The 25,831-nt window shown below is 49.4% G+C and carries 16 protein-coding genes; 14 read left to right on the top strand and 2 right to left on the bottom strand.

What is annotated here, in order from left to right:
- Positions 1-360: 360 nt before the first annotated feature.
- Positions 361-753 (bottom strand): hypothetical protein, encoded by a 393-nt coding sequence (locus HAV38_RS19675; RefSeq protein WP_168057101.1) that lies wholly within the window; start codon positions 751-753, stop codon positions 361-363.
- Between the two features lie 604 nt (positions 754-1,357).
- On the opposite strand from HAV38_RS19675, the gene HAV38_RS22345 reads away from it, so the two are divergent.
- Entirely contained in the window at positions 1,358-1,765 is a 408-nt protein-coding gene (locus tag HAV38_RS22345; RefSeq protein ID WP_168057115.1) for a CZB domain-containing protein, read from the top strand.
- 94 nt (positions 1,766-1,859) lie between these two features.
- On the opposite strand, the gene HAV38_RS19665 is transcribed toward HAV38_RS22345, so the two are convergent.
- Positions 1,860-3,251 (bottom strand): HdeD family acid-resistance protein, encoded by a 1,392-nt coding sequence (locus HAV38_RS19665; protein ID WP_168057100.1) that lies wholly within the window; start codon positions 3,249-3,251, stop codon positions 1,860-1,862.
- 547 nt (positions 3,252-3,798) lie between these two features.
- Here HAV38_RS19665 and HAV38_RS19660 point away from each other — a divergent pair.
- From HAV38_RS19660 to galU, 13 genes are all read left to right on the top strand, one after another.
- Entirely contained in the window at positions 3,799-6,153 is a 2,355-nt protein-coding gene (locus HAV38_RS19660; RefSeq protein WP_168057099.1) for a DEAD/DEAH box helicase, read from the top strand.
- A gap of 254 nt (positions 6,154-6,407) precedes the next feature.
- The gene (locus tag HAV38_RS19655; protein WP_168057098.1) at positions 6,408-8,882 is read left to right on the top strand and encodes a DEAD/DEAH box helicase; all 2,475 of its coding nucleotides are present in this window, start codon (positions 6,408-6,410) and stop codon (positions 8,880-8,882) included.
- A 266-nt stretch (positions 8,883-9,148) separates the two neighbouring features.
- On the top strand, positions 9,149-10,546 hold the full coding sequence (locus tag HAV38_RS19650; protein ID WP_245182474.1) for an NCS2 family permease: 1,398 nt from the start codon (positions 9,149-9,151) through the stop codon (positions 10,544-10,546).
- A 521-nt stretch (positions 10,547-11,067) separates the two neighbouring features.
- Positions 11,068-11,973, top strand: a complete 906-nt coding sequence (locus HAV38_RS19645; protein WP_168057097.1) for an FkbM family methyltransferase — start codon at positions 11,068-11,070, stop codon at positions 11,971-11,973.
- Between the two features lie 709 nt (positions 11,974-12,682).
- A complete protein-coding gene (locus tag HAV38_RS19640) occupies positions 12,683-13,120 on the top strand; it encodes a hypothetical protein (RefSeq protein WP_221313870.1) in 438 nt (145 codons plus the stop codon).
- 1,072 nt (positions 13,121-14,192) lie between these two features.
- Positions 14,193-15,074, top strand: a complete 882-nt coding sequence (locus HAV38_RS19630) for an AraC family transcriptional regulator (protein WP_245182473.1) — start codon at positions 14,193-14,195, stop codon at positions 15,072-15,074.
- A gap of 481 nt (positions 15,075-15,555) precedes the next feature.
- Entirely contained in the window at positions 15,556-16,440 is an 885-nt protein-coding gene (locus tag HAV38_RS19625; RefSeq protein WP_168057111.1) for an ABC transporter substrate-binding protein, read from the top strand.
- A 79-nt stretch (positions 16,441-16,519) separates the two neighbouring features.
- Positions 16,520-18,010 (top strand): sugar ABC transporter ATP-binding protein, encoded by a 1,491-nt coding sequence (locus tag HAV38_RS19620; protein WP_168057096.1) that lies wholly within the window; start codon positions 16,520-16,522, stop codon positions 18,008-18,010.
- Complete coding sequence (locus HAV38_RS19615) at positions 17,997-19,004, top strand: ABC transporter permease (protein WP_209216823.1); 1,008 nt, start codon at positions 17,997-17,999, stop codon at positions 19,002-19,004. Before HAV38_RS19620 ends, HAV38_RS19615 begins: the two co-directional genes overlap by 14 nt.
- A 222-nt stretch (positions 19,005-19,226) precedes the next feature.
- On the top strand, positions 19,227-20,297 hold the full coding sequence (locus tag HAV38_RS19610; RefSeq protein ID WP_184013478.1) for an alcohol dehydrogenase catalytic domain-containing protein: 1,071 nt from the start codon (positions 19,227-19,229) through the stop codon (positions 20,295-20,297).
- Between the two features lie 8 nt (positions 20,298-20,305).
- Positions 20,306-21,883, top strand: coding sequence for an FGGY-family carbohydrate kinase (locus HAV38_RS19605; RefSeq protein ID WP_168057095.1), 1,578 nt, complete (start codon positions 20,306-20,308; stop codon positions 21,881-21,883).
- A 510-nt stretch (positions 21,884-22,393) separates the two neighbouring features.
- Positions 22,394-24,559: an NAD-dependent DNA ligase LigA gene (gene ligA, locus HAV38_RS19600; RefSeq protein WP_168057094.1), complete on the top strand. Its 2,166-nt coding sequence runs from the start codon at positions 22,394-22,396 to the stop codon at positions 24,557-24,559.
- A 354-nt stretch (positions 24,560-24,913) separates the two neighbouring features.
- Positions 24,914-25,789: a UTP--glucose-1-phosphate uridylyltransferase GalU gene (gene galU / locus HAV38_RS19595; RefSeq protein WP_168057093.1), complete on the top strand. Its 876-nt coding sequence runs from the start codon at positions 24,914-24,916 to the stop codon at positions 25,787-25,789.
- Positions 25,790-25,831 lie beyond the last annotated feature (42 nt).

Raw genomic sequence — 25,831 nt, 5'->3', positions numbered from 1 at the left:
TGCGGCCCGGCAAAGTCGTAGCGCGGCCAGCGCGCAGCTTAGCGTAGTGCACGATTCTTCGTAAGCGCTCATTTGAGCACGTCTGGTAAAGCCGCACCCAGATTCGCGATGATGGTGTCCAGCTATATAAGGGGGACACCTATGGAAGAAAATCACTCAGGATTAATCAATGATGGACACAATAGCAGCCGATTAGGTATGGACAAAAGCCTACGCAGACACGTCCGTCAGACATCCCCTAGCTTGATCGTTTGTGCTAATCATCAGGCGCTTGCGAGCGCAGGCACTCTCTGATTGACTTGGAATTAATACGCAGCTTTATCGCCACACTACGTTTTCGATCACGGGCGCATTGCGTGTCTAGCGATAAGCCCCGAGGGGATCATACGGAATCACTGCGCCCATTTTGCCGCTTGCCTCTGCTAGCGGGCGATTTCTGGGCAGCTCTTGCCAGTACCCATGATGGAGCTGCCATCCGGCGGCGCATTGCTTCCATTCTGCCTGTACATAACATTGCCCTTTTCTATCCAGCTCCCAGCCACCATTTTGCCAGGTGTACCAACCGCACACATAGTTCCACATGCCCGGCACCCACACCATGCCCGCGCGGGGACTCGGTATGAGTTCAACTTTCGATGGCGGCGGTGGAGTTTTTAAAACCAGACTGATTGCATTCAGAGGCCCTTCAGCGGGGCACTCCGTGGCAGGGAAACTGCGAGCGATTATTGCGGCGATGGTAAGTGGAAGTTTCATAACGGATTCCAGAGCAAGTTTGCAGGCTTTGATTATACGAACGTAAATCGCCAGAAATGTGTCTGGTAGCTCTGGTTACACTTCCTCCGGTTCCGTTACGTTTATGATGGATTTTGTTACATAGCCGAGAAATTTTTCCGCTCGCTGCCTAAAAAATTGTCGAACTTTGACGCGGCAGCGTGTATTGCTAGCAAATGGCCCAGCAGTGAAAAGCCTCATAGACGGTAGGATCGCAAAGAATTTGATAAAAGTCTGCAAGGGTGAGTGCGACACTTTTGCAATTAATCGAAACTATTTCCCATAGACAACTTCTAAGTTGCCAATGCCCGGAACACTTTTTACGTAAAACCGGTGAGATATCAACCTCACTTCCTGCTTAAAGAGCCTGCATTGATCGCTGCACTAATAAATTTTACGCATGCGATCGACCATCCTTAAAAATTTGCCGCCGCCCTGGGTACAAATCAAGCTCTCGCACGCAACGTAGCACTCATGGCGCTTTTAGTGAAACTTAAATTAAGGTGTTCTGCATCAACAGTCATTATTATTAATCTCAATAAGGAGTACTGTGCCCTATGCTAAAATTTTTTAAGAATATCTTTGGATCGGATGTGAATTCAAAAAGAATGCACCAGAATTAATTTCCGAATCGCAACTTAAAAGCACCCGCGAGCTATATGTTGGTGCCGCGATTGCTGCACATGAAAATTGGAAAATCAGGTTAAGCACTTTTCTTGCAGGCAAATCTTCTGAATATTTACGACCCGAAATTATATGCTTCGACAACCGTTGCGATCTGGGTAAATGGCTGCACGGATCTGCGCAAGAGCAACTAGGCAAATACAGCTCATTTCAGCAACTGGTCGCCGAGCACAAGAGTTTTCACTATCACGCCTCGAACGTCGTGAGCCTGACGCAATCCGGAAAAAAGGAGGAGGCACAAAAACTTCTTTTGAACGGATTCCAGCAATCGAGTGAGCGCGTTATTAAATTGCTCAACGAACTGTCGTAAGCAAGCTTCCCCCTTTAAAGATGAAGCCTTCAGACTAATTGATTGTGGGTTAATTGAGAAGCCGACAAGGAGGCGCAGAAAGAACGTATTGGTATCAGCGAGAGGGACCTCGCTCTTCAAGCGTCAATCGTTCCTCACGCCATTGCCGACGTGATCGGTAAATTTTCTTCAGCGCGAGCCGTGTCATTTTGAGCCAGCCGAAAGGGCGTGGGTCAACCAGCATACTTAATGCACGGGCATAGTCTAGTGTGAGGCCTGGCGTCCAGGCCATGGTTTTGGCGCGCTTCCGAATTTGTGCTGCGACCCAAAGTTCGGGCGTAATGAGCATTCGCACAAAGGGAATCCAGCCGTGATTCGGTCCATGTAAATGACCAATCGCGCCCTCTACTGCTGCCTCTAATGCCTTTGATACGGTACTGGAACAATTGCGGTAAGTCAGGTTATAGGTCGCGTCTTTTTTGTATTCCTCCCAAAATGCCCGAAGTCGTTCCGGACTGTAATTTCTAATCCGGACCTTGGTAGTGGAACTGCACCAGCCCTGTGATTCAGTCAGATAATCGGGTTGGAATACGCCCGGTACATTGTTTTCATCCGTCGCTCTTAGCAGACGACTAAAATCGTCAGAGGAACGATCAATTTCGACATCAGGGTAAAGACTTATGTAGATACCCTCCGGCGATTCTAACGCCGCATGCCCGGTTGAAATCACACCGTTGGCGTCGACAGAGGCAATATACCGGTCCACCAACGGTCTCCTGTTGCCAGGATTTTTTGAGGATCCAACGGGCGTCCATATGTGAATGATGAGTGCGCGTTCATTTTCCGCTGGCGGACCATCCCACTCGACAGGTGCAGGGATTTTGGACGTAGAGGCATGATTCCGCTGAGCGCCGGGCGCAAAAAATTCTTGTGCTACTTTGCCCAGAGGGCCGTTCGGCATTCGATGCACCCGATACGACAGCAGTAACATGCTCCAGCCGCTGAAAAATAATCCCAAACCCAGGCAGTAGGGAACTGTTCCAACATAATGCGTAGGGTAGGGCTGATAAAAGAAAATCGCTAAAAGGATTTCAACCGATCCGCCGGTGAGGGCGGTACGCCAGCGTGGATAACGCACGATCCACGCTGATAAAGACTGCAATAGGCCGTCTGTCAGAAACAGCGTCCCAAAAATCATCGACAGAATGAAATTGCCGTGATGGTGTCCGGCCAAAATGAGCGCCGCAGCGACTAGAAAGGCGATGCCTTTTACGTAACGCAGGATCCGCTGGCCACCTATTCCGGTCCATGCGACGGCTAACGTGGACAAGCCGTCGACAATCAGTATCCAGGCAAAGAAATTTATCGGAAAATATAGCGCATTATCCAGCGCGTCTATAAATACGATCAAACCTGCGAGCACCCAGAGCCAGCCGATGAAGCGCAAAGTGCGCCAACGTTTACGTAAATAATCCGCGCCCAATAATAGCAATGCAAGTCGTATCATTTTGGTAGATCCTGTTCAGGATTAAATAACGAATAACAGCGTTGCAAGCCAGGATATTGATACTACAAATGTGACCTATATTAAGCGACTATCAATCGAACTATGCAATTTTTGTCGGTTTGACCGTACGACAGAAAATAAGCTTTTCATAGGAATCAAATAAAACCGGGCAATAGCGCCTGCTCCAGCAGTCATCTTCGGTCTTAAATCGGGTAGCCTTGTCGCAAGACGCTGTATCGCTCTATACTTGTGGTGACGATAGCCGAAGGCCTGCGGCAAAACCGTCTGGCGGTCGCAACTGGCGTATGCTTTAAACGTACACATATACCCGTGCCAGGTGAGATGCCAAAACATCTCGCTAGGGCCATCTGCAAATTGGATGTCAATATGACTACATTAGCCCTGCGTCTCTTGTAATTCTGGTCCAAGTTGTTGTGAATACAAACAGAATGTGCGGTCGGCATAGCCCCGCGCAGGCCACAAAAGAGTAAACTACGCACCACATTGTTTCGCATACTGCGATTCGAGCAAACTTGCGAGTTACACCATGTCAGAATTACCTTTGCCCTTATTTTCCGATCTGAATCTCAGTGAGCCGCTTCTGCGCGTACTGAAAGAAGTAGGCTATGAGTCGCCGTCGCCGATCCAGGCAGCAACTATTCCAATTCTATTAGCCAATCGCGACGTTCTCGGTCAAGCCCAAACGGGCACAGGAAAAACGGCCGCGTTTGCGCTGCCGATTCTTTCACGGATTGACATCAGACAAACCACCCCACAGGCATTGGTTCTGGCGCCAACGCGCGAACTTGCCATTCAGGTAGCGGAGGCTTTTCAACGTTATGCAGCGCATATTCCAGGTTTTCATGTACTGCCTATTTATGGCGGCCAAAGTTACGAGCCGCAACTGCGCGCGTTGCGCCGCGGTGTGCACGTAGTTGTTGGCACACCGGGTCGTGTCATCGATCATCTGGATAAAAACACGCTTGACCTGTCCCAACTAAAAACACTGGTCCTCGACGAAGCCGATGAGATGCTCCGCATGGGGTTTATCGACGATGTAGAAAACATCCTCAAAAAAACGCCAGCCACCAGACAGACGGCATTGTTCTCCGCCACCATGCCGTCGGTCATCCGACGCATTGCGAAAACTTATTTGCGCGATCCTTCGGAAATCGCGATTGCCGCCAAAACTGGTACTGCCGATAACATTCGTCAGCGTTATTGGCTGGTGAGCGGCATGCAGAAGCTTGAAGCGCTCACGCGCATTCTCGAAGCGGAGACATTTGATGGCATGATCATTTTTTCGCGCACAAAGTTGGGCACTGAAGAATTAGCCAGCAAGCTGCAAGCACGTGGCTTTTCTGCGGCGGCAATCAACGGCGATATTCAGCAAGCGCAGCGCGAGCGGACTATTCAGCAGTTGAAGGACGGTCGCATAGATATTCTGGTCGCCACCGACGTTGCAGCCCGCGGCCTTGACGTTGAGCGTATCAGTCATGTGGTTAACTACGATGTCCCGCATGATCCTGAAAGCTATACACACCGGGTCGGACGTACCGGTCGCGCAGGGCGCAGCGGTGAGGCGATATTATTTATTACGCCGCGTGAAAAAAGTCTGCTTAAGGCGATCGAGCGGGCGACACGCCAGCCGATAGAACCATTAATATTGCCGAGTATTCAAGCGGTCAATGATGTACGCATTGCTAAATTTAAATCGCAGATAGGCGAGGTGCTCGCCCTTGGCGGATTAGAACAATTCCGCTCCATTATTGAAGAGTATGAGGCTGAAAACAACGTACCAGCCATTGAAATTGCGGCAGCCCTTGCCAAAATGGCCCGCGGCAATGTGCCGTTGTTGATTGAAAAAAATCAGCGCGAAACAAGTCCTGCAGCATGGTCGGATGAGCGGTCATCATCTGCGGGTAAATTTGATCGTCATGAACGCGGTGAGCGATCCGAGCGTCCCGAACGATTTGAGCGCAGCGAGCGCCCGGAACGTGCAGAGCGCAGTGAGCGTCCGGCTGCGCCTAGAAAAGAGCGCGGTGATCGCGCTCCCGATGTCGGCATGCAGACCTTCCGCATAGAGGTCGGCCACACTCACGGCGTCAAACCGGGCAATATTGTCGGGGCGATTGTCAACGAAGCGGGGATCGACTCCAAAAATATTGGGCGTATTGAGATATTTGACAATTATAGTGTGCTTGATCTGCCAGCTAGCATGCCTGCCGAGCAATTCGAACATCTCAAAACCGTTTGGGTCGCAGGTCAGCAGTTACGGATTAGCCGTGACGGAACCACACCGGAGACCGCGAGCAAATCCGTCGCTACAACGACGGCGTTTTCTTCCGATAAACCGCGGGATTCGTTCGCTGCGCCTGCTGAGAGATTTGAACGTAGAGACCGCCCTGAATCGCACGAGCCGGTTGCGCGTTCAGAAGCGCCTAAGCGCGACCGCAATGATCGTAAGCCTGATGCGGGCATGGAACGTTTCCGTATCGAAGTAGGGAATGAGCACGGCGTAAAGGCAGGGAACATCGTGGGTGCTATTGCTAACGAGGCGAGCCTGGATTCTAAACATATCGGTCGGATCGAAATATTTGACGATCACAGTACGTTGGATTTACCCGAAGGCATGCCAAAAGAACTACTTGAGCATCTAAAAACCGTGTGGGTTGCTGGGCAACAGCTCCGCATAAGTCATGCTGGCGGCGAACGGTCTCCGGTAGCGGACAAATCTAGTGGCATCAGCAAGTCTTTTGCATCCCCAAAATCGGGCGGAGACAGGCGCGTGGGTGAAAAGCAGTCGGACAAACCGCCGTTCAAAAACAAGAACGATTTTAACAATCGTACCGATGCCGCAAAAAAAGCGAAGCCACATCGCAAAGGCCCAAAGCCAACGTAACACCCGAGCGCTTGCGGTCACCGGCAGGGCGACTTCACAGGATGATTTATCCTGCGTTTAGTTGCCCTGTAGGTACACTTTATTGGTGGTAAAGGTGACGGCTCAGCAATAACGCAGACAGCTTCGATCTCATAATAATGCGCAAATAATCATGGGATCGTGAGCAAATATATGCGTATGCAAATACAGGCTTGCAACTATAGGTAAACGATTTAGCGACCTCAAAATATTGACTCGATGTTTGCCCACGTCCGATGACCAGCCAGCCTTTATCTCGCAACCATTTTCGTCCCGTTCTCACCTTACAAACGTTGACCCGTGGCGATGGATTGCTGGGGATGAAGCCGTCCGGCCCATTTGGCCCGCGCGGCGGTCACGTCACTGTCGTTCGGATCGCCTGGACCTATGTCACAGGGGATGGGGAGCACTGGCAAATTCCGGCGCCGACGGCATTATTGAACCGTCGTCCAGCGTCTTCGCAGTACACGGATGATCAGCATGGGCAACACGTGCTGTTGCGCGATTTGGCGGCAGAGGCCGACGCGCTGGATCGGGTGTGGGAGCTTGGCTTGCATCCTTTACCCGCCCAGAATTTGCAATGGCGTACCGAGGCCGAAGAGCGGCGAACTGATTCGCTCTGGACGTTAATTCAGGAAGAGTTTTTTAGCGATTTCTGGGCAGATCAATTGCCGATTTTGCAGGCAGAAGGCTGGTCGATAGCAGTGCTTCCCGGCTTTGCCCATGAAAGCGTTCCGGTAGATGCCTGGCATCTAAAGGTTAGTACCGAAACAGGCGAAATATTAAGCAAAGAAGTGGCGGCCCGCATGCGCGGTCGTCCCGCAGCGGTGACCTCGTTAAGTCAACCTTCAGGCGCCTCGTGGCTACTGACGCTGGGAATCGAGATTGCTGGTGAAACACTGGATTTAACCCCATTGTTGGCTAATCTGATCCAGCGTGATGCGCGCTGGCTGGATGCCAATAAAATCGCATTAATCGACGACGAGGCCGTGATACTTCTTCGTGCACCGGGAGGTAAACGTATCGAAGCACGGGCTGCGCCGCTTAAAGCGATTGTGCGCAGCATGCTGGATTTATTATCCGATCCCGGTCGTAAAGACGGTCCCTTGCGCTTGTCCGCATGGGACGCGTATCGACTCGATGCGATGCGCTTAAGTTTGTTGGCGTCGCAGCGGCAGCGGGCAGGCGTCCACGGCGCATGGCAATTGCGAGGCGATGCGGGATTGCGCGATCTGGCGCAGCGATTATCGCTGGCTTCCGGACCTAAGTCGATTAATGCGCCAAGCGGTTTGGGTGTTACCTTGCGTCCGTATCAGTTGCATGGTGTGGCCTGGTTGCAATACCTGCGCGAGCAGCATCTGGGCGGCATTTTGGCCGACGACATGGGTCTGGGCAAAACAGCCCAAGCGCTAGCCCATCTTTTGATTGAACAGCAATCCGGTCGCATGGATAGGCCCGCGTTAATTGTATTGCCGACCTCGTTGATATTCAACTGGCAGGCCGAAGCCAAACGGATGGCGCCAAGCCTGCGTGTATTGACTTTGCAGGGGCCTAACAGACAACAGGATTTTGACCGTATGGCCTCGTATGATATTGTCCTGACGACTTATCCATTATTGTGGCGCGACCGTACGGTGCTGGAAGCGCAGCACTTTCACATCCTGATTTTGGATGAAGCGCAGACCGTTAAGAATGCCGCAGCGCGCAGTGCCAATGCCGTGCGGCGGATCGATGCGCGCCATCGCTTATGTATTACGGGTACACCACTGGAAAATCACCTGGGCGAGTTATGGACGCAGTTTGATTTTTTAATGCCGGGGTTTTTGGGTGATGCGCGTAGTTTTACCCGTTTGTGGCGCAAGCCGATTGAGGCGGGAGGAGAAACTTTACGCGCACAATTACTCGCACAGCGGGTGCGGCCTTTCATCTTGCGTCGACGTAAAGATGAGGTTGCTACCGAACTGCCGCCCAAAACCGAAGTGATCAAACGCGTGCAACTGCAAGGCCATCAACGCGACCTGTATGAGAGCGTGCGCGTGGCCGCTGACGAAAACGTGCGGCGTATTTTGAAGCGCAAAGGATTTACCGGCGGACAAATTACGATTCTGGATGCTTTATTAAAACTCCGGCAAGTCTGCTGCGATCCCTATTTGCTCAAGGGAGTCAGCCACCCGGGCAGCATGGAGCGGGCCAAACTTGACCTGCTGCGTGACATGCTCCCGGCCTTAGTTGCCGAAGGCCGCCGGATTTTGGTATTTTCCCAATTCACCGAGCTTTTGCACTTGATTGCAGAAGAACTCGATAGGTTGGCGCTCCCTTGGCTAGCACTGACTGGTAGGACGCCGCCCGCTAAACGCGGTGCGCTAATCGCGCAATTCCAAAGCAAAACCATCCCCATTCTGTTAATCAGTCTAAAAGCAGGTGGCGTAGGCCTTAATCTTACCGCTGCCGATACGGTAATCCATATGGATCCGTGGTGGAACCCTGCAGTAGAAGAGCAGGCCACGGCGCGCGCTCACCGCATTGGTCAAGAACATCCCGTGTTCGTTTATAAACTATTGATCGAAGGCAGTATAGAAGAGCGCATCCTTGATTTGCAGGGGCGAAAGGCCGCGCTGGCAGAAGGCGTGCTAGGCAGGGATGGGGCGCTCGCCTCCAAATTCACGCCCGAGGACCTTCAGCTGCTATTGGCGCCACTACACGGATTATGATAAAAACGTTGTAAGTTTAAAAGCAATGCGGAGCGTTAGGGGGCTTTGCATATGCAAATTCAAATGGCGGCTATTCATCGCTCATGATGGTTCGCTACTGGCCATAACATAAGCTGTAACAGTCAAAGCATTGCATGTGACAAGTAGCCCGGCAGACGCGATTGGGAAATCGGTCGCCAGGCGGTAAAAAATATAAAACGAGAGACGCCCTGAGGACGGTCGCACCAGAAGGTCGTACCAAAGGATAAAAAAGGAGCAGTTCGATCATGACAGAGCAAACGGTTAAGCCCCATCCACAGGTTAATATCAAGGAGCACATCGCAGTACCTGGCGCGCTGACAGCAAAAATAGATCAATATTTTCAGATCACTGCGCGCGGAAGCACTCAACGTCGTGAAATTATTGCTGGCGTCACGACCTTCCTGGCGATGGTGTATTCCGTTTTTGTAGTGCCTGACATGCTAGGGAAAGCCGGCTTTGATGTCAGTGCCGTGTTTGTAGCGGTGTGCCTGACTACCGCATTTGGTTCTTTAATAATGGGCTTTTGGGCGCGTTTGCCGATCGCGGTGGGTTGTGCGATTTCGCTGACCGCATTTACTGCGTTCGGGCTGGTACTCGGCAAAGGAATCTCCCCGGCAGTTGCTCTTGGCGCAGTATTTTTGACCGGATTAGTTTTTACGGCGATTTCTGTGACTGGGGTGCGTTCGTGGATACTCCAAAACTTGCCCGCTGGTGTAGCGCACGGCACTGGTGTCGGAATTGGATTGTTTCTGCTACTGATAGCTTCAAATGACGTAGGACTGGTGATCAAAAACGCCGGTCCGGGATTACCGGTCGCCCTTGGTCATATCACCTCATTTCCGGTAGTGATGAGTATAGTTGGTCTGGCAGCGATCTTTGGGCTTGAACGGCGGCGTGTCCCTGGTGGTATTTTATTGGTCGTCATAACGCTATCGTTGGTTGGGCTTATATTTGACCCTGCCGTAAAATTTACCGGCGTGTTTGCCTGGCCAGCAATGAGTTCTCCTGGGCATGCATCATTGATCGGCGCAATGGATATTAAAGGGGCACTCAGCATGGCAGTATTACCGAGTGTGCTGGCACTGGTGATGACTGCAGTCTTCGACGCAACGGGCACCATCCGCGCTGTGGCCGGACAGGCAGGACAAGTCAATGAAAATGGCTACATACATAATGGCGGTCGGGCGCTGACGGCAGACTCGTTAAGCTCAATATTCGCCGGTTTCGTAGGTGGCGCACCGGCTGCAGCATATATCGAATCAACAGTGGGCACAGCAGCAGGCGCACGCACCGGCCTTACTGCCGTAGTCGTTGGTTTGTTATTCCTCGCCGTCATATTTTTCTCGCCATTGGCGGGCCTAGTGCCATCTTACGCTACCGCGCCCGCGCTAATGTATGTCGGCTTGCTCATGCTTGGTAGTGTAAGCAAAATGCACATGGAGGACACGGTAGATGCCATGGCCGGACTGGTATGCGCTGTCTTTATCGTCCTGACCTGCAACATAGTCACCGGAATCATGCTGGGCTTTTGCACATTAGTGATTGGCCGCATCGTATCTGGTGAGTATAAAAAATTAACAATAGGCACGGTTGCCATCGCCATTGCACTCGCACTATTTTACGGAGGAGGATGGGCGATCTGAGTTGAATAAGGCAATCACGCGAGCCCTCAGTAAAAGGCATGCTGAATAGGCTCGCGTGACCGTACTAACCATAATTTATATCGCTTTCCTGCGTCACTGTGTGCCGAATCTCTGGATTCCGGTCTAGCGGAACGACCCCCTGATTTCCCTGTCTCCTACGTAATCTGATCATCAAATTTTACAAAAAAACCATTAAAAACAGATTGATTAATTCCCCCGTGTAATTTTAAAATTCTATTTTTACTATTGAAAAAATGTCATTTGAACGGGGCCGAATTTGCCTGTTTTCATCTTCATTCTTAAGTAATTCACTAGTCTTTGCGTTTGGGGCGAGCGATTTTTACGGTGTTTGAATAAATGCGTGTTAAAACTCGGTTTTTGGGAGTTGACATGCAAGTTCTTAACTATTTCTATCCGATTCGCCACCGGCCGTGCCCGTTCAAGTCGCAGCCAATGTTAATACAAGGCGGCGCACCGCGTATATCAGGCAGTCATAAAACATCAATCTTCGCCGCCGTCGCATGTTGAGCTTTTTTCGAGATGTCCGCAAAAAAGCCAAGTGGGCTAGACGCGCAAAAAAAGCGGAACTTCGTCGAGAAAAAATGGCCTCGTTCGGACCGTATGCAATGGGCCTACTAGTACAGGCCAAGCATGGCATATTCGCCGTGGATCCGGAGGACGACTCCGTGAGTAAAAAGTTGCTGCGAACAGGCAATTACAATGAGACCGAACTTGATCTGGTAAGGTCGTTGATTCCCCCTAATAGCGATGTCCTTATGATTGGGACGCACATTGGCGCACTGACAGTTCCATTATCAAAATATTGCAAAAAATTAGTAGCCATAGAAGCCAATCCAAACACCTTTAAATATCTCAATGCAAACCTGATGCTTAATGGTTGCAGTAACGTTAAATCTTATAATTTTGCTGCAGGAGAAATATCTGGAAAAATTCCTTTTATTTTAAGTCGCGACAATAGCGGCGGATCCAAGCGTATGCCCAAGGTTTTGGATCTGGCTTACGTCTACGACAAGCCTGAGATCGTAGAGGTTGATGTAGAACCTTTGGATAAAGCGTTGGTAACAGAAAAATTTGATTTGATATTTATGGACATTGAAGGTTCTGAGTATTTTGCATTCAAGGGAATGCAAAATATTTTGAGCGAGTCGAAATATTTAATTGTCGAATTTGCTCCACATCACTTGAGAAATGTCGCCGGTGTCACCGTGGACAAATTCCTGCAAGAACTGTCCCCACATTTTGAATGGATGTACATCCCCAAACGCAATAGCTTGGTATCAAAACAGGAAATATCAAAAGTCGTCACCGCAATGTATTCAGCCGATGAGTCACACGACGGACTAGTGTTTCTAAAATCACCGTTATCAAAAGCAATGGAGGCATGTGATCGAGAAGGCGCAAACTAATATGTGACATGGCAAGTTTAAGAGGGCCGTCTTGATACAACATCTGTATCAGCAGCGGTAAAAACCTTCCTCCCGTGAGGCGGCAGTCCAATATGGCCGGTATGCGCAGAAGTTTATTGACAGGTAGAGTAGCAATGACCTGCACAAAATACGTTGGATCTAAAGGAAATGAGTCGTGCCGCTTATATGTAGCGTCGAAAAAATAGCGTTGCGGTAGCTCCAAAAAGATGGCCAGAGCTTTGCATCCGGATTAGCAGTACCGATAGCGGTTGAATGTTGATCTGCGGTCAAATTTTCCATTGCCGTCTCTATTGGCGCTGCCGTTGAAGTTGATCTAAGCCCGTCATTGGCGTTGCCTGCCCTTTCGGCTTTCCCTCGGGAGTTGTCTGAATACCTGTCTGAGCCACTCGGCGAGTTGGTATTTTCACCGCTGGGAATCGAAATACCCGGCATGCGCCCCCCGGCAACGCGTCTGCGGTCGTCTTTTTTAGTTACTTATTTTTGGTAAGCGTCCTCGCCAAGCAAAAAAAAGTGGATTTCGGATTACGCTCATTAGCATCTGCGGAGAGCAGCCGTTCAGGCTACCGAACAATCGAACAATCGAACAATCGAACAATCGAACAATCGAATAATCAATGCAGAGCGATAACATCTCATGAAAATTTTAAAACAACATTAAATATCAACCCACCCAAAAGAAAGAAAGTTAATGCATAAAAAAATCATCTTAATATCAGCAGCCATCGCCATCTCCGGTTGCGCATCACACAACGCAATCGATCAAATGACGCCACCCTTTGCCACGTCAGAAAGCGTCTCAAAAAGCGGATCTAAATCCAGTCCAGACAAGAAAGACGCAGAAGTAATTGGCACGCCATCTGCCGACAGCAAATTCGCACGCATCAAACCGGGCATGTCTATGAGAGCAGTGTCGGCATTGATAGGCGCACCGGACGATTTATTGCGGCATGAAACCGGCAAACGCTGGATTCCTTTTTATTTCGGCAACGACGTGCAGCGGATGCAAGTGCTATACAAAAACGAGGGCTGTCTGACATACACAGGCGGCAACGTTTTCGGCGGTGGAAGCAATGAACTAATCCGCATTGAAGTTGATAAAAAAGGTGTTTGCTGGGATCAAAATTAAATTAAATTTTGCCACATAGCGTTTTTCGAAAGGGCGCACACACAGGGTTTTACCTACAAGCGCGCCCCTCGGACCGAAGCCGATTACGTACTCCGAAGCTTTTATGAAGCTAAAATTTGTTCATCCGTTGTCAATTTTGGGCGCAGGATTGCGCACTTGCAACGGAGTACTCTCGCTCCCAAAGCTTTGATCCTGCCGCGATCCCTATTCTCTGTCATCCAAGCTTTGTCCGACAGCTGTTTGCACGCTGTCGCCATTGCCCTGATTCTTATATCTCTTTCGCCTTCCGATGTTAAAAGGAATATTAATTCTAAACGCCTAAAATAATAATAAAGACGCTTCACCCTGCTGGCAATATTGACTGCCTATCTCGACCGTTAGTATGGTAAGTTTTTCAGCCAACCCAACGAGCTTTTCAGCTATGTATTGAAAATAAATAATCAGTTCGGCGAATAAGGGCGGCAATTCTCGTTATTAAAATTACGGCGATCAAAAATTATAATTTTCGCAGTGTGAATTTATTTTCTTTCGAATTTTTGTAAAATTTTTATCAAAATAAAAACCTAAGAGCGCTGTTTTTACAACAGCCTACGCCCACTATCTGCTAAATATATCCCCGGTTTCAATCGTCTATATAAAAGGCGCGAGGTGCCCGAAAAATAGTTTACGCCGAGCGATTTTAGAAATGAAAAATTATCGTTAATTGTCGTTTGATTAGTGTTTTCCGCGAGATGATACAGAGTATTTCCAGGCTTTCCCACGCCTTGCAAAAAAGTATTATTTGCGTTGCATTATTGAGGTGGTGCGCTGGATTGCGAGCATCTAGACTAAGGCGCATAAACAATCACGCAATCAGAAACGGGCCTTGAAAATATTTTATTTTTTCTGATGCTCTTGACGATCAGCGCAGCAAAACTAGTAGGAGACTATGAAATGGCAACCCTTAATGTCGTGTCGTCAATGTTCCATTTAAATGCCAGTAAGACTCAATGGAGAAACAATAAGCGCATCGCGGATAGAAGTCGGCTATCGCGCTTTGAAAATCCCATACTCATCAAGATGGAAGTTGAATATGGAGCCTGATTTGGAAGTGGTGCATGTACGCGTTGATGAGTCTTTCACCGCATGGTCGCATGGTTATCCGTATAGGACTGTACGCTGGCATTTTCATCCTGAGTATGAAATCCATCTTGTCACGGCGACTTCTGGGCGAATGTTTGTCGGTGATTATATCGGTACCTTCGCGCCGGGTAATCTGGTGATGTTGGGCCCCAATCTTCCGCACAATTGGGTCAGCGAATTAGCGGATGGACAGTCGGTAAAACAGCGTTGTCTGGTGGTTCAATTTCCCGGCGAGGCATTGTTCAATGCAATCGATGTTTTCCCTGAGTTAAAGTCAGTGAAATCGATTTTAACGGAGTCAAGAAGCGGCTTATTGTTTTCGCCCAGCACAGCCCTTGCAGCGCAGCCATTGATGCGGGAATTGACAGAGGCACGTGGTTTTCGGCGCATACAGTTATTTTTGGGTTTGTTAGAGGTGATGACTCTTGATGTAGGTCGAACGCGGCTGGCAAGTTACGACTACGCATCGGACCCGCTTGATTTCATGTCTTCAAAGATTAATCTTGCGGTCACGCATATCAGTAATAATTTATCCACTGAACTCCATGAACCCGATCTTGCTGCATTGACTGGCCAAAGCGTAAGCGCTTTTTCGCGCGCGTTCAGAAAACACACCGGAATGACTTTTGTCAGTTACGTAAATCACCTCCGAATCAAGGCTTCATGTGAATTATTGACCAAAGGACAGATGAGCATTACAGATATTTGTTTCAACGTCGGCTTTAATAATCTATCCAATTTTAATCGCCAATTTTTAATGCAAAAGGGCATGTCCCCGTCAGCGTTCCGTGCCTGCGATGAAATAAAACTTTCGAAGTGTAATGCTGTTTGAACAAAGGTGTAACGCGTCTCGATGAAAGTTCGGGGAAGCCTGACGCTTTCATTTTTGTCTTTCTCATCTCATTTGGGTTTGTTAAGTTGGCGCGGTCAGGTCGGCTGGATTACATGGGCTGTGTTTTCAAAGCTGCGTTAATTAAGTTGTATTAATCAAGTTGAATTAATTGAGCTGGATTAATTGCCATGGACTAGTCAATTAATTAACCCGTCCAAAGTCATGAGAAAGATTTTTTATATAAGGGGAAATTGCATTGTGAGTTGTCATGCGCCACGCATTTATCGCTTGTACAGGGGGTATGAGCGAATCGTTATTCAGGCATCAATTGAGACTACCAGAATGCATTCAGGGAGTGTGGTCAGTCGCGATTTTCGCCATATGCTATGGGTGTAAGCGATACGTCTTGTGATGTCATTTAAAAATAGAGGAGACGTTTATGATTTATAAAAAGAAATTATCGTTAGTTACTGCCGTTGCAATGCTTTCCTTTAGTTTCCCCGCCATCGCCGCTAGCGGTGCGGCAGTACCATTAAAAATCGGCATGTCATTTCAGGAACTAAATAACCCCTACTTCGTGGTAATGAAAGAAGCATTGACGGATGCCGCCGAAAGCATCGGCGCGACGGTGATCGTTACCGATGCACGACACGATGCCTCCAAACAGATCAGCGATATCGAAGACATGATCCAGAAAAAAGTCGATATTTTGCTCATCAATCCTACCGATTCGGTCGGCATCCAGTCAGCCGTGAAATCGGCCCATGAAGCGGGCATCGTGACAGTGGCTGTAGATGCCAATGCTGAGGGGCCTATCGATTCTTATGTGGGGTCTAAGAATTTTGATGCCGGTCATATAGCCTGTACCTATCTTGCAAAAAGTTTAAACGGTAAAGGCGATATAGCGATTCTCGATGGCATCCCGGTGGTGCCGATTCTTGAACGCGTACGCGGTTGCAAGAAAGCGCTATCGACGTTCGCTGGCATTCAAATAGTGACCACACAGAATGGCAAACAAGAACGCGATCATGCACTTACTGTTACCGAAAATATCCTTCAGGCTAACCAAAAATTAAAGGGCATCTTTAGTGTTAACGATACCGGCGCGTTGGGTGCATTGTCGGCCATTGAGGCGAGCGGCAAGGATATAAAGTTGGTTAGTGTTGATGGGACCCCCGAGGCTATCGAAGCGATCAAGAAGTACAACTCTAAGTTTATCGCTACTGCCGCACAATATCCGCGCGATCAGATTCGCATAGCACTCGCCATTGCTATGGCGAAAAAATGGGGCGCACACGTGCCAGCCACGGTCCCGGTAGATGTTACGTTGGTGGATAAAAAAGCTGCCGCAACGTTTCACTGGTAACCTTTTTTAGCCCTTTTTGCACTAACTCGTCATGTCCCGATGGGTAAGTGCGTCCCAAGATTGAATGCACAAGGCAACAATGAACACGATTTTGAAATTGGAGAATATTTCAAAAATATTCCCCGGGGTAAAGGCGTTATCCGGTATCAACTTATCGGTCGATAAGGGTGAAATTCATGCTTTACTAGGAGAGAACGGCGCGGGTAAATCAACTTTGATGAAAATTCTTAGCGGGATTTATCAACCTGACGAAGGACAGATATTCGTCAGCGGCAAACCGCAGCAGTTCGCTAATTACAACAATGCGATTGATGCAGGGATTGGTATTATTTTTCAAGAATTTAGCCTGATACCGCATTTAAATGCGGTTGAAAATATTTTTCTCGGGCGTGAGTTGACTAACTGTTTTGGTTGGCTTCTAAAAGCTGCCATGCGAGAAAAAGCGCAGAAAATATTTGACAGGCTAGGCATCGATATTGATATGTCAGTCGACATCTGCCAACTCAGCGTCGCCCATCAGCAGTTTGTAGAAATCGGCAAAGCGTTAGCACTTAACGCACAAATACTGATTCTGGACGAGCCGACCGCTACCCTCACGCCAATTGAAGCACAGCATCTTTTCAAAATCATGCGCGATCTTAAACAAGCTGGGGTAGCGATGATTTTTATTTCCCACCACATGGAAGAAATCTTTGAAGTGTGCGACCGTATCACGGTTTTGCGCGACGGCAAACATGTTGGTTGCTCAGACATTGCTGGCACGGATCTGGATGAACTGGTGGAGATGATGGTAGGGCGCAAGTTAGAAAGCAATTTTCCGCCTAAACCTGCATCTCGGCAATCCAGCAGAGTAGCGCTGGAAGCGATTGAAGTGCAGATTAAGAAAGACGGTCCCATCAATAGTTTTGTTCTTTACGAAGGCGAGATTTTAGGCTTTGCCGGTTTGGTCGGATCCGGTCGCACCGAGTTGGCGCGTGCGGTTATCGGAGCCGACGCCGTGTGGCATAAGGAAATCTGGATAGATGGTGCTGCGGTTTCTCTGCAAGACCCGGCCGATGCCCTGAAATGCGGCATCGGTTTATTACCGGAGAGCAGAAAAACGGAAGGACTGATTATTGAATTTAGCATTAAGGAAAATATTTCTATCAATAACCTTGGAAAATATTTGCATAACGGTTTTTTGATCGATAAAAAAGCCGAGCTTGGTACCAGCGAGATCGTCGTTAACAAGGTCGGTATCAAAGCGTCTGGTCCCGATGCGCTGGTTTCAACCCTCAGCGGCGGCAATCAGCAAAAAGTGGTGATAGCGCGTTGGCTTAACCATTACTGCAAAATCCTAATTTTCGACGAACCCACACGTGGCATTGATATCGGTGCAAAGGCAGAAATCTATATTCTGATGCGCGAGCTAACACGGCAAGGTTACTCAATCATCATGATATCTTCAGAGCTACCCGAAGTCGTGGGAATGTGTGACCGGGTTGCGGTTTTCAAACAAGGTGCGATTGTGCAGACACTGTTAGCCGAGTCCATCAATTCAAACGAGGTAATGCGTCATGCGACAGCCTGAAATCCTCTGTATGGATTACACGGGAAAAGCGGTAAGGCATTTCAATACACTGAAAGACTTACTCAGAATATCGAAAAAATCTCCTGCTTTTTTTCCCTTTATCGGACTGGTTTTAGTCTGCTTGGTGGTCACCGTAACGACCGATGACTTTCTGTCTGCTGCGAACCTGATCAACATCGCGCGCCAAGTGTCCGTCAACGCCATCATTGCGGTAGGTATGACCTGCGTGATTCTTAGCGGTGGCATTGATCTGTCCGTCGGTGCGGTCATGGCGCTAACGGGCACGCTGACCGCGGGAATGATGGCTGCTGGTGTGCCGCCTGCGTTGGCTATTCTCATTGGCCTGGCGGCTGGCGTTGCCTTTGGTTTTGCCAATGGTTTCTTTATTGCGTATGCCAAGATGCCGCCCATTATCGTCACGTTGGCGACGATGGGCATTGCGCGCGGACTGGCGCTGATTTATACAGGCGGTTATCCAGTTGGGGGCCTGCCGCAATGGTTTGAGTTTTTCGGTCGTGGCAATTTTTTTGGTATCCAGACCCCGATTTTAATGATGCTGGTTGTGTTCGGTTTAGCCTATGTCGTACTTAACCATACGCCGGTCGGTCGCTACATCTATGCCATCGGTGGTAACGAAGAGGCAACCAGACTTAGTGGTATCCGCGTTCCTCGTTATAAATTATTAGTCTACGGAATCAGTGGCTTTACCGCAGCGATTGCCGGATTGGTGCTGACCTCTCGCTTAATGAGCGGTCAACCTAATGCTGGCGTGTCGTTCGAACTGGACGCGATAGCAGCGGTAGTCATGGGCGGAACAGCAATCACCGGTGGTCGCGGATCAATAATTGGTACGTTGATTGGCGCCCTGATGCTCGGCGTTTTGAACAACGGACTAAACATGATGGGCATATCGCCATACCTTCAAAACATCATTAAAGGCGTCATTATTTTGCTCGCCATTTATATCAGCCGCAGTTCTGGCAAAGGTACTTGAGCGAGTGACCAGTTGGTCACTCGTTTTACGAACACAATATCTGCGTAGTACGCCCGAGCGATTTAATTACTGCTGATCTTGCAGATTATTTCGCCCCTAGGAATTATTTAGGATTATATGAAACAAGCGAAATTGCAAATCGAATCGCAGGCCAAAATGCGGGTTAACACGCAAGCTGAAACGAATAAAAAAAATGCTCTCGAAAAAGTCAGAAAAGCGGATATGCAAGCAGTTGTCTGCCACGGGGCTAATGACTATCGATTGGAAAAAATAAAACGCCCCGTTGCAGGACGTCACGAACTGGTCATCAAGATTGCTGCCTGTGGCATTTGCGCCAGCGATTGCAAGTGTCATTCCGGCGCTGCCATGTTTTGGGGCGGCGAAGGCATACCCGCGTGGGTTAAACCACCGGTTGTCCCCGGGCATGAATTTTTCGGCTACGTTGTGGAGGCGGGTGACGGCGCCAAGGAGCATTTTGGCGTAAAACTGGGAGACCGCATCATTGCCGAGCAAATTGTGCCCTGCGAAAAATGCCGCTACTGCAAATCGGGCAAATACTGGATGTGCGAAGTGCACCACATATTTGGATTTCAGCGTGAAGTGGCCGATGGCGGTATGGCAGACTACATGCGAATTCCTCCGACGGCTATCGTGCATCAGATCCCTGCATCGCTGTCGTTAAATGACGCTGCTATTATTGAGCCGATGGCCTGTGCAATTCATACCGTCAATCGCGCTGAGATTCAGTTGGATGACGTGGTCGTCATAGCCGGTGCGGGTCCATTGGGGCTGATGATGGTGCAAGTAGCGCGTCTAAAAACGCCAAAGAAACTAGTGGTCATCGATTTGGTCCCGGAGCGCCGAAAAGCAGCACGTCAAATGGGTGCCGACGTGGTTATTAACCCGATAGACGAGGATGCAAAAGCGATTATTGACTTGCTCACCGATGGATATGGCTGTGACGTGTATATTGAGACAACGGGCGTTCCGGCAGGAGTAACACAAGGTTTACAGTTAATTCGCAAGCTGGGTCGCTTTGTCGAATTTAGCGTTTTTGGCAAAGAGACTAGTGCCGACTGGTCCATTATAGGCGATCGTAAAGAGCTGGACGTCCGTGGTGCTCATTTGGGGCCGTACTGTTATCCGGTTGCCATTAATCTGTTCGAGCGTGGTTTACTAACATCGACAGGTATTGTCACGCATGAATTTCCGCTGGACGACTGGGAAAAAGCCTTTGCACTCGCTAACTCGTTCGATTCAATCAAAGTTTTATTGAAACCATCGGCTATCTGAGGCAAGGTATGGACTACGTCATTGGTGTCGATATAGGCACGCAAAGTACCAAAGCATTGCTGGTCGATCACGCTGGTAGTATTGTGGCCCAGCATGCCAGTAGCTATGAGCTGGATACGCCAAGGCCATTGTGGGCAGAGCAATGGCCGTCGGTCTGGTGTGATGCTGTTACCGAATGCATACAGCAAATTGTGAGAAAAAGTGGTCTGCCCGCCGGGCGAATCAAGGCGATATGTGTCAGCAGTCTGTATGGCGGCGCAGGAATTCCTGTTGATCGCCAGATGAAGCCGCTGCATCCTTGCCTGATCTGGATGGATCGCCGCGCTAACGACGAAGTGCGCTGGATTAACGAAACCGTTGATTTGGAGCGACTGTATACCATCACGGGAAATTCCGTCGACAGCTACTACGGTTTTACCAAAATGCTGTGGATTAAAAAAAATCGCCCGGACATCTGGAAACGGACGCATCTTTTTCTTCCACCGAATGCGTATATCAATTACCTGTTATGCGGCGAAATTGCGGTGGATCACAGTTCGGCGGGCAATATCGGCGGCATCTACGACGTGCGACAGCGTTGCTGGTCGGAAGAAATGCTGGATTGCCTCGGTATCCCGGCGCAAATGATGCCCGGGCGATTAGTGAACTCCAGCGATGTGGTAGGGCGATTGTTGCCGGAGCAGGCTGCACACCTCGGCTTAGCCGCGGGGACGGCTATCGTCGCCGGGGGCGTGGATGCTGCGGTCGCCACGTTTGCGGCAGGGGTAACAAGTGCAGGCAATCACGTTGCAATGATCGGCACTAGTATGTGTTGGGGCTACATTAATCAGCAAGTCGACGCGCATCACGGTTTGATTAGTATGCCGCATGTTTACAATAGTCGCGAGGACCTGTATATATTTGGCGGCGCGATTGCTGCCGGAGCGTCGGTAAGCTGGTTTCGGGAGGGATTTTGTCAAGCCGAGATCGCGGCTGCTGCACAACTTGAGGGCGGTGATGCACATCAGATTCTGGAGGAAGAGATAAAAAATATTGCACCGGGGGCTGATGGGATCATCTTCTTGCCCTATCTGATGGGCGAACGCAGTCCGGTCTGGGATGCCAAGGCCAGCGGTGCGTTTATCGGACTCAGTCTGTTTCATACCCGGGCGCATCTGTATCGGGCCGTGCTTGAGGGCGTCAGTTTTGCGTTAAGGCACAATATTGAGGCGGGGGCCAAAGGTGCACAATCGCTGGACGCCAAACTGATCGTAGTAGGTGGGGCTGCGCACTCCGACTTATGGATGCAGATGATCGCCGACGTCACGGGCTATCAGGTGTACACCATCGAAGAAAACGTGGAGGCAGCATTGGGTGCAGCATTGCTCGCGGCAGTCGGTATTGGACTTGTGGACGATAATGCCGCTAAAAAAGGTTGGGTAACGCTAGTCCCGCGCACGACCCCCGATTCAGTAGCAAGGGTTCGGTATGACCATGCATTTTCAATCTATTGTGATGTTTATCCTGCCTTGAAACCGATTATGCATCGGCTTCAAGGTGGCTATAGCCAAAATGCTCTTGTTTCGCAAAACGCGGAGAGCGTATAAAGACAGTCTGATCTATATTTAGGTTGTCTTGAAACTGGTCGATAAAACAATATAAAGCTTGTGGTCCTGTTCAGATAGCTGACGCAGTTACCGAGGTTCGCATCAATTGGAACAGGGAGTTCCTTTCGGCAACAGCGCTCAGTGTCACAAGGGCATTGAGCGCAAAAGAAAATTAATACCGGCAAAGCTAGTCGCGCTATGCCTTGCCTCAATGTGGTCCTTACGTCCGCTCAACTTCCTCCATACGGCAGTTTGTCTTGTGTGGTCGGTGGTACTCCCAGTCTGCCGGGCGCTAATCTTCCCTTCGGCTTTGATTGCCATCCTGCATCAACATATCGTTACCTCCTATTTCGCCTTAAATCGCAAAAGCTTCATGTTGTGAGCGCCTATTCTGTATACTTGTTAGCGGTAATGAATCAAGTAATTAGCGCAGCAAACAAATATCACACCACCGTAGCGAATAAAAAGCAGCGATAAACACAGCGGCTAAAGCGCCTAGGGATGTAAACAATGACTAAAATGGCACGAAATCGTACTTCACTCTTTGATAGGTCGCCGCAACTACTAGACGAGCAGGAAGCCGCAGCGGAGTTGGCAGAGTTAGCCGAGTTGCTGGCCTATCATGACAACCTTTACCATACAGAGGACGCGCCGGAAGTGTCTGACGCAGAGTATGACGCCTTACGTCGTCGAAATAACGCTATCGAGGCGCTATTTCCCGAATTGATACGTGCTGATAGTCCTTCAGAAAAAGTAGGGGCGGAGCCAGCCAAGGGGTTTAAGAAAATCATACACCGCGTACCAATGCTGTCGCTCGACAACGCATTCATTGAAGACGATATCAAAGACTGGTTAGATGGCGTCCGCAATTTTTTGCGCGAATTAAAGGACGCGAATGTCGTCATGGAAATCGATTGCGAGCCGAAGATTGATGGCTTATCCTGTTCATTACGGTATGAGAACGGGCATTTGATTTCGGGCGCGACGCGCGGCAGTGGCGGGGTGGGCGAAGACATTACGGCCAACGTAAAAACCATCGGCGACATTCCGCACGCGTTACCGGGCGACGGCTGGCCCGCAGTCCTGGAGGTGCGCGGTGAAGTGTACATGACGGATCAGGGGTTCTTGCAACTTAACGCGGAACAGGCGCATATTGGCGGCAAAATTTTTGCTAACCCACGCAACGCGGCAGCTGGTAGCATGCGCCAACTAGACACCAGCGTCGCCGCGGGACGACCACTGCGCTTTTACGCCTACACTTGGGGTGAAATTTCAGCGCCATTTGCCACGACCCAATGGGAGGCACGCGATAAATTTAAAGCCTGGGGTTTTGCATTAAATGAACCAAGTCGATTGGTGGCAGTGTCCGAAACGTCCTTTGCCGAATTAGCCACCTATTATGCCGATATCGAACGCAAGCGCTCTTCTTTGGGATTCTCAATTGACGGCGTTGTGCTCAAGGTAAATCGACTCGATTGGCAAAACAGATTAGGTTTTGTCAGCCGATCACCACGATGGGCAACCGCGTGGAAATTTGCGCCGGAGCAAGCGCAGACCGTGATCAAAGCCATTGAATGTCAAGTTGGCCGGTCTGGAAAAATCACGCCCGTCGCGCATTTGGTCCCCATCAGCGTGGGCGGTGTGCTTGTACAGCGCGCCACTTTACACAATGAGGACGAGATAGTGCGGAAAGACGCACGCGTTGGTGACACGGTGATTATCCAGCGCGCGGGTGACGTGATTCCTCAAATTCTTGGCGTTATCAAAGAGGCCCGTCCAGATGACAGCGTCGAATATATTTTTCCGAAACATTGCCCGGTGTGCGATAGCCTGGTGGTGAGAGAAGCGGGATCGGTGGGCAGTTTTTGTACGGGTGGCTTGGTGTGTCCCTCCCAGGTGATTGAGCGGCTGAAGCACTTTGCCTCACGCGACGCGTTTGATATCGAAGGTTTTGGCGAGAAAAACATTGCGCTTTTTTATGAAAAAAAACTGGTACACACACCGGTCGATATCTTCACGCTGGAAGACAGGGACGGTATCGATGAAATGACCGGACCTTTGCGCGAGTGGGATGGCTGGGGTGAGACATCTGCTAGTAAATTGTTTGCCGCCATTCGACGCGCAAGAATAATTTCTTTGGATCGCTTCATTTACGCATTAGGTATTCATCAAGTAGGGCAAGCAACGGCGCGCTTGCTGGCGAAACATTATTTGTCGCTGACTGCATGGCGGCAGTGCATGAGCGCTGCACAAAATCCAGACTCGGAAGCTTACGCTGATTTAATTTCGATCAATGGTCTCGGTACCAGCATGGTCACCGACATCCTTGGTTTTATCGCAGAACCCCATAACCGTGAGGTATTGAAAGCCCTGACAGAAGGTCAGGGGGGCGCCAAACCACTAGTCACGGTTATCGATTTTGAACGACCATCGGCGCAGTCGGCGGTTTCTGGTAAAACAGTAGTTTTTACCGGAAATCTGGAGACCATGAGTCGCAACGAGGCCAAGGCACAGGCTGAAGCTTTGGGTGCTAATGTCGCTGGCTCAGTTTCTAAAAAAACAGATTTGGTGATTGTTGGCGCTAGTGCGGGATCGAAAGAAAAAAAAGCGCGCGAGCTTAACCTGATAATTTTGAACGAGACTGAATGGCTCGCCTTAATAAACAATGCGCCATAATCGACATTCGGCGATAATGATTGCATGCAAAAAAGGCAATAAATAGTTCCCTCTCTTCATTTGCTCGTCACATATAAACTATAAACTAACCGGCGTTGCCCGATTTTAAGCGTTTAAAGGCGGGTATTGGCAATATAGATGTAATTCTAAACAATCTCCGGATCGTCATCGAATCCCCGAGAACTTTATAGGCGAACTAGTGGATTAGAAATCAGTCCAATCTCCTAATAAAAGAATTACTATAAAGACAATATTCCTGACGGCGCGTGCTGATATCCTGCCCAGTATTGCCAGGCAAGAACGAAGTGCGTGCAATCTAAACGAAAACAGACTCCGCACTTTTTGAAAGCAACCATGAAAAAAATTAGAAAAGCAGTATTTCCAGTAGCTGGGCTCGGTAGTCGTTTTTTGCCAGCGACTAAAGCACAACCGAAAGAAATGCTTCCTATCGTCGACAAACCGCTCATTCAATATGCAGTCGAAGAAGCGGTCGCTGCCGGAATTACTGATATGGTGTTTATCACAGGCCGCAACAAGCGTGCTATTGAAGACCATTTCGATACCGTGTACGAACTTGAAAGCGAACTGGAAGCCGCCGGTAAAATGCGGTTGCTTGAACTGGTCCGCAATGTGATTCCCAAACATGTAAATTGTATTTTCATACGTCAATCGGCTCCGTTGGGACTTGGTCACGCAGTATTATGCGCCCGTCCCGTCATTGGCGATGAGCCGTTCGCGGTCTTGCTGGCGGATGACTTTATGGATGTTGACGCGGGTGAACGACCAGTACTTGCGCAAATGACCGACGTTTTCGAGCTAGAAGGAAGTAGCCTGCTGGCGGTTCAGGATGTGCCCCGGGCCGATACCAGGCAATATGGGATTGTCAGCATTGACCCTTTCAAGCCAAATCTGGAGCGTGTTAAAAGTATCATTGAAAAGCCATCTCCAGACGATGCGCCTTCAACGTTGGCCGTGGTCGGACGCTATGTATTAACGCAAGGCATTTTCGATTGCCTGGAAGCGACCGGCAAAGGCGCTGGAGGCGAAATTCAGCTGACTGACGGTATTGCAGCGTTGATGGAAAAAGAAAAAGTCCTGGCCTATCGATATGCGGGTCAGCGTTACGATTGCGGTTCCAAACTTGGCTATTTGAAGGCCACGCTGGCCATGGGGCTGAAGCATCCGGAAACCGGACCCGATTTCGCTGAATATTTAAAGCAATTTCAATAAATGGTATATCTTTAAAATCCTTTAATAACTCATTTAAGTATT

Origin of the sequence: Glaciimonas immobilis (genome assembly GCF_011947285.1) — a bacterium.
Lineage (GTDB): Bacteria > Pseudomonadota > Gammaproteobacteria > Burkholderiales > Burkholderiaceae_D > Glaciimonas > Glaciimonas immobilis.
The sequence above is the reverse complement of the archived record's forward strand: the minus strand, read 5'-3'. Positions and strand labels throughout refer to the sequence as shown.

Bases quoted from the DNA above. Each gene is read 5' to 3' on its own strand.
- HAV38_RS19675 (WP_168057101.1), bottom strand. From the start codon at position 753: ATGAAACTTCCACTTACCATCGCCGCAATAATCGCTCGCAGTTTCCCT.
- HAV38_RS19665 (WP_168057100.1), bottom strand. From the start codon at position 3,251: ATGATACGACTTGCATTGCTATTATTGGGCGCGGATTATTTACGTAAA.
- HAV38_RS19660 (WP_168057099.1), top strand. From the start codon at position 3,799: ATGTCAGAATTACCTTTGCCCTTATTTTCCGATCTGAATCTCAGTGAG.
- HAV38_RS19655 (WP_168057098.1), top strand. From the start codon at position 6,408: ATGACCAGCCAGCCTTTATCTCGCAACCATTTTCGTCCCGTTCTCACC.
- HAV38_RS19650 (WP_245182474.1), top strand. From the start codon at position 9,149: ATGACAGAGCAAACGGTTAAGCCCCATCCACAGGTTAATATCAAGGAG.
- HAV38_RS19645 (WP_168057097.1), top strand. From the start codon at position 11,068: ATGTTGAGCTTTTTTCGAGATGTCCGCAAAAAAGCCAAGTGGGCTAGA.
- HAV38_RS19640 (WP_221313870.1), top strand. From the start codon at position 12,683: ATGCATAAAAAAATCATCTTAATATCAGCAGCCATCGCCATCTCCGGT.
- HAV38_RS19630 (WP_245182473.1), top strand. From the start codon at position 14,193: ATGGAGCCTGATTTGGAAGTGGTGCATGTACGCGTTGATGAGTCTTTC.
- HAV38_RS19625 (WP_168057111.1), top strand. From the start codon at position 15,556: ATGCTTTCCTTTAGTTTCCCCGCCATCGCCGCTAGCGGTGCGGCAGTA.
- HAV38_RS19620 (WP_168057096.1), top strand. From the start codon at position 16,520: ATGAACACGATTTTGAAATTGGAGAATATTTCAAAAATATTCCCCGGG.
- HAV38_RS19615 (WP_209216823.1), top strand. From the start codon at position 17,997: ATGCGACAGCCTGAAATCCTCTGTATGGATTACACGGGAAAAGCGGTA.
- HAV38_RS19610 (WP_184013478.1), top strand. From the start codon at position 19,227: ATGCAAGCAGTTGTCTGCCACGGGGCTAATGACTATCGATTGGAAAAA.
- HAV38_RS19605 (WP_168057095.1), top strand. From the start codon at position 20,306: ATGGACTACGTCATTGGTGTCGATATAGGCACGCAAAGTACCAAAGCA.
- ligA (WP_168057094.1), top strand. From the start codon at position 22,394: ATGACTAAAATGGCACGAAATCGTACTTCACTCTTTGATAGGTCGCCG.
- galU (WP_168057093.1), top strand. From the start codon at position 24,914: ATGAAAAAAATTAGAAAAGCAGTATTTCCAGTAGCTGGGCTCGGTAGT.